We start from the raw sequence: 4,505 nt of genomic DNA on the forward strand, positions 1-4,505 counted from the left end.
GTAGATATACAATGTAGATATACAATTCCACCAATAACATATGCATAGGTTACAACTAATGAGTCTTCAACTTCTTTAAAAGGTTTACCGTGAGTAATTATGAAAAATAATATCCCACCAATAATCATTACGCTGCCTATGAGGTATTTATCCAAGAATCTAATTAATTTATTCATTTATATACCTCTTCCAGTTTGCAAGAAATCCTCTTGAACTAACCTGCCCCTTTAGTTGAACAAGAAAAAAGAGCCACTTAAGCAGCTCACTGATCTTCAACTAAAGCACCCGTTAGTTGAATAAGAATTTTTTATGTGCCTTGTGTTTGTGTTTTTAGAACTGAACAATCTTTACATAAATAATAGTAAATATTTATCTCACCTAATTGAAAATCAACGACTGAAATGAGTTCTTGTTCACCAAGGTCTTGTGTTATCGTGGCAATGTACATCATTTCTTTGTTACAAAACGGACAATCTAAATCCTCAGGAACCTCATCGTACAAAGGAGCACCCATCAATCTACACAAGTATTCTGAACCAAATAAATCAAAAGCTGCATCATAATTTTCTYCATTAGTTGGAATATCTTCGACCTTCATTTCAATAAGTTTTACATTTGTTCTCGGAAGTGGCACCGGTAGCTTATCTTCCTCATCCTGAATCCAATCATCCGTATTTTCTTGACTGATTAGTTGAATAGAAGTACCTCCATCACTTAACTTAAAATATTGAGGTTCCCAAACCATCGAACAATTCAAACACGAAAATAACGGTAAAACAGAAAGTTCCTTAGTTTTTAATTCAGTAAGCCTATCATCATTTAAATCAAAATGGTTTTGATTCTTGGCTCAGGCGTAACATGGATGAGATGAGACTGCCCATCCGGGGACTCATAAGAGAACGATGTCGGCACTCCTCCAGCGAAAGTAATGATCCTAAGTCTATCWGTACTAATAATGGACATTGCTACTATCCGTGAATACTTATTATGTGAACTAAAGCATCTCTTCGGAGGTGCTTTTTATTGTCTTGAAAAAGAAATTGAAGAAATACGAACGTTCATGAAAACAGGAGAATGAAACATTTAGGCGCTCACAAATTGTGGGTGCTTTTTCTATCTTAGATGACAAACTCCTCTTTAAGCTCAATTTTTGTCTTTAGACAGTGTTAATATATTTATAGTTATCCACTGAACACCTTAAATTGTCACTCAAAAGTCATTTTAAACAGCTACAATGATATTTATTATTCTATTTTACGCGGAGGAAAGTAAATGAAAAAGCAACATTTAATTACCACGATTACAATTATGTATACGGCTCTTACTTTATATTTTATGTTTTTCTATTTTAATCGCCTAGATCATAGAAGTAATTACATGGATGCAGGTTATGAATTTCTAATTATTCCATCAAGCGTCCCTTTAAATTTCCCTAGTTTCCGGTTTTCTTGGTTGTACGACTTTGGAAATATAGCGGCATTCATCCCCTTTGGTATCCTGTTTCCTTTATTAAAACAAGTTAACTTTGGAAAATTTATAGGCTGGTTTATTATCGTAATTCTTGGATTAGAAATACTACAACCTTTAATGTATCTCGGAACCTTTGATGCTGACGATATTATTTCAAATACAATAGGTGCAATAATAGGCTATGTTGTCTACAAAGTTGGTTTCACATCAAAATTGACTTGTAGGAAGCTCATTGCCTCTTGCTCAGCTGCTATTCTACTGTTAGTTTGTGTAATGTGCGTCTCTGAGATTTTAGATAAGCGCGTAAGTTCTAAACAACCTTTACAGCATATCGAGGAAACGAAGGGGAAGAAGCCACTAATGAAAGATATTCCACACTTCACTATAGCTGGCGATACAATAGAACCCCAATTCAACTTGTACAGTAATGAAGGGAATACTAGCCAAACCTATACTTATAATGTTGAAGGGAAAGAAGAGCTAATTTTTTATCTAAACCTTGGCATTCCAGATACTGAGGAATTTAAGGGTAAAGTAACCATATATACGGATGATGGTGTAAGAATTCAAATAGATGAGGAATACTTAACAGAACCAGGAACATTGGAAATGCCATTAGAAATCCCACTATTTTACGAGACGAAAGAAATGACCATAGTTATTACTGGTAACATAAAACTATGGGATGTAGACTTCACAGAACTAAAGCATTGGTGGGAGTAATCTAGTGACTATAGCGATGTATTACTGTGGCATACATTTAAAGGGATTGGATGTGTCCAATCCCTTTAAGTTCATAAAAAGCCGACCTTATTATGTTAGGCTGCAAAAAGTCCCTTTCCTCTAACCGCACTTACTTATGGTACGGTTCACCGTGATGTATCTCATTGAGGTTTTTCTTATTCATTTAAGAAATATAGTATAAAGTAACAGTGACCGGTTCGTTTCCATTTCAGAAATCGGTCACTTAAACCCATTAAAGTTGCCGCTTTTGCTCTTTTTCCTTGATTCAGGCTTCTACCCCATCCAAAAACAACAATCATTTAGAAAACAGCCTTTTTTAAAAACCCTAAACGTTTTTCCTATTGGTAGCACAATTTTTCCGAAGCATATGTTTATCAGGATCGCTTCTGAACCATAGAAGGATAGCAAAGCAAGTAACAATTCTGATACAGCAGCCTCTGATAGGTTGTTATATACAGAATAGGAAAGAAATATTTTCAAATTCCCTAGTTCATTATTTTAGATGTTCATTTAGAACGTTCTCTTCCAGGACATCAAATGTATCGCCATACACTTTGATAATATGCTTTTCTCCCCATGTACATAGTGAATTTAAGATACCTTGTAAGCTCCATCCATATTCACTTAGCTCATACTCCACTTTTGGAGGAATTTGATTATAAACAATTCTATTAATGACTCCATCTACCTCTAATTCACGTAATTGTTGGGTTAACATCTTCTGTGTAATATCTGGCATAAGACGTTTCAATTCACTTGTTCGTTTCTTACCGTGTGTTAAATGGCATAGAATCACACATTTCCACTTTCCTCCTATCACTTCTAGCGTCGCTTCTACTGAAATATTGTATTTCTTTTTCTTCATATATAATTTCTCCTCATGTATAGGAACTTAAAAGTACCTATAGTACTTTTAAGTGCGTACTTCTCTACTTAATTCATATGTACCATAATAGCATTTATCGGTTGAGTTTTAATGTAATTATTTTTTAGTTTACTTAAAACAAGATCGTTCATACATTACCAAATTATTAAGGAGGAGAAAAATGCCTTTAGATAAAAAACAAAGTACATTAGCACTGTTAGCCTTAGCTATTAGTGCATTTGCAATAGGAACAACAGAATTTATCAGTGTAGGCCTATTACCATTAATAGCGAATGATTTACAAATATCTGTTACGACAGCAGGCTTAACAGTTTCCTTATATGCATTAGGAGTAACATTTGGGGCACCTATTCTAACATCCATTACCTCTAGTATGTCACGAAAATCATTACTACTTTGGATTATGGTTATTTTTATTATAGGCAATAGTATTGCTGCTAGTGCGACAAGCATTGGTGTGTTACTTGTTGCTCGTGTTATTTCTGCCTTTTCACATGGAGTTTTTATGTCCATTGGCTCTACCATCGCTGCAGATTTAGTACCGGAAAATCGAAGAGCTAGTGCCATATCCATTATGTTTTCAGGACTCACGGTAGCAACTGTAACAGGTGTACCATTGGGAACATWAATTGGACAACAATTTGGTTGGAGAATGGCCTTTATCATCATCATTGTCATCGGAGTTATAGCCTTAATCGCGAATAGTATCCTGATTCCATCTAGTTTACGAAAAGGTACTCGTACAACGTTTCGTGATCAGTTCAAATTAGTGACAAATGGTCGCTTATTACTTTTATTTATGATTACTGCCTTAGGTTATGGAGGAACATTCGTTGTCTTTACTTATCTATCACCGATACTACAGGAAATAACAGGATATAAAGAAGGAACAGTTGCTGTGATTCTTCTTGTATATGGTATTGCGATCGCTATTGGCAACATGGTGGGTGGAAAGCTGTCTAATCACAATCCGATTAGAGCATTATTTTACATGTTTATTATACAAGCGGTGATACTATTTATCCTGATGTTTACGGCACCATTTAAAATAGCAGGATTGATTACCATTTTCTTAATGGGGGTTCTAGCTTTTATGAATGTACCGGGATTACAAGTGTATGTGGTCATGTTAGCAGAACGATTTGTACCTACTGGAGTAGATATGGCGTCGGCCATCAATATTGCTGCATTTAACGCTGGAATTGCAATTGGATCCTACTTAGGTGGTATTATCACAGACTCTATTGGACTGATTCACACCTCTTGGGTAGGAGCACTTATGGTACTGATAGCTGCCATCCTTGCAGGTTGGAGTGCATCCCTTGAAAGAAAAGACCAAAAAGGGGATAAATTGAAGGAGGTGGTTTCCTAAGTAATAAATGTGTGAAATCACCAAATATAGAAC

3 protein-coding genes and 1 pseudogene are annotated in these 4,505 nt (G+C 35.4%); 2 read left to right on the forward strand and 2 right to left on the reverse strand.

Features of this window, described 5'->3' with window-relative positions:
- Positions 1-307: 307 nt before the first annotated feature.
- Positions 308-829: pseudogene (locus AC1DSB_RS14860) on the reverse strand (hypothetical protein); the annotation flags it as partial.
- Between the two features lie 443 nt (positions 830-1,272).
- On the opposite strand from AC1DSB_RS14860, the gene AC1DSB_RS14865 reads away from it, so the two are divergent.
- The gene (locus AC1DSB_RS14865; protein WP_016426623.1) at positions 1,273-2,193 is read left to right on the forward strand and encodes a VanZ family protein; all 921 of its coding nucleotides are present in this window, start codon (positions 1,273-1,275) and stop codon (positions 2,191-2,193) included.
- 514 nt (positions 2,194-2,707) lie between these two features.
- On the opposite strand, the gene AC1DSB_RS14870 is transcribed toward AC1DSB_RS14865, so the two are convergent.
- The gene (locus AC1DSB_RS14870) at positions 2,708-3,079 is read right to left on the reverse strand and encodes a winged helix-turn-helix transcriptional regulator (protein WP_016426622.1); all 372 of its coding nucleotides are present in this window, start codon (positions 3,077-3,079) and stop codon (positions 2,708-2,710) included.
- A 181-nt stretch (positions 3,080-3,260) separates the two neighbouring features.
- Here AC1DSB_RS14870 and AC1DSB_RS14875 point away from each other — a divergent pair, with 181 nt between their 5' ends.
- Positions 3,261-4,472: an MFS transporter gene (locus tag AC1DSB_RS14875; RefSeq protein WP_477586997.1), complete on the forward strand. Its 1,212-nt coding sequence runs from the start codon at positions 3,261-3,263 to the stop codon at positions 4,470-4,472.
- Positions 4,473-4,505 lie beyond the last annotated feature (33 nt).

The sequence above is a fragment of the Paenisporosarcina sp. P4_E4_2 genome (assembly GCF_056401595.1).

What these genes read in the sequence shown, in the direction of transcription:
- AC1DSB_RS14865 (WP_016426623.1), top strand. Translation starts at nt 1,273, where the DNA reads ATGAAAAAGCAACATTTAATTACCACGATTACAATTATGTATACGGCT.
- AC1DSB_RS14870 (WP_016426622.1), bottom strand. Translation starts at nt 3,079, where the DNA reads ATGAAGAAAAAGAAATACAATATTTCAGTAGAAGCGACGCTAGAAGTG.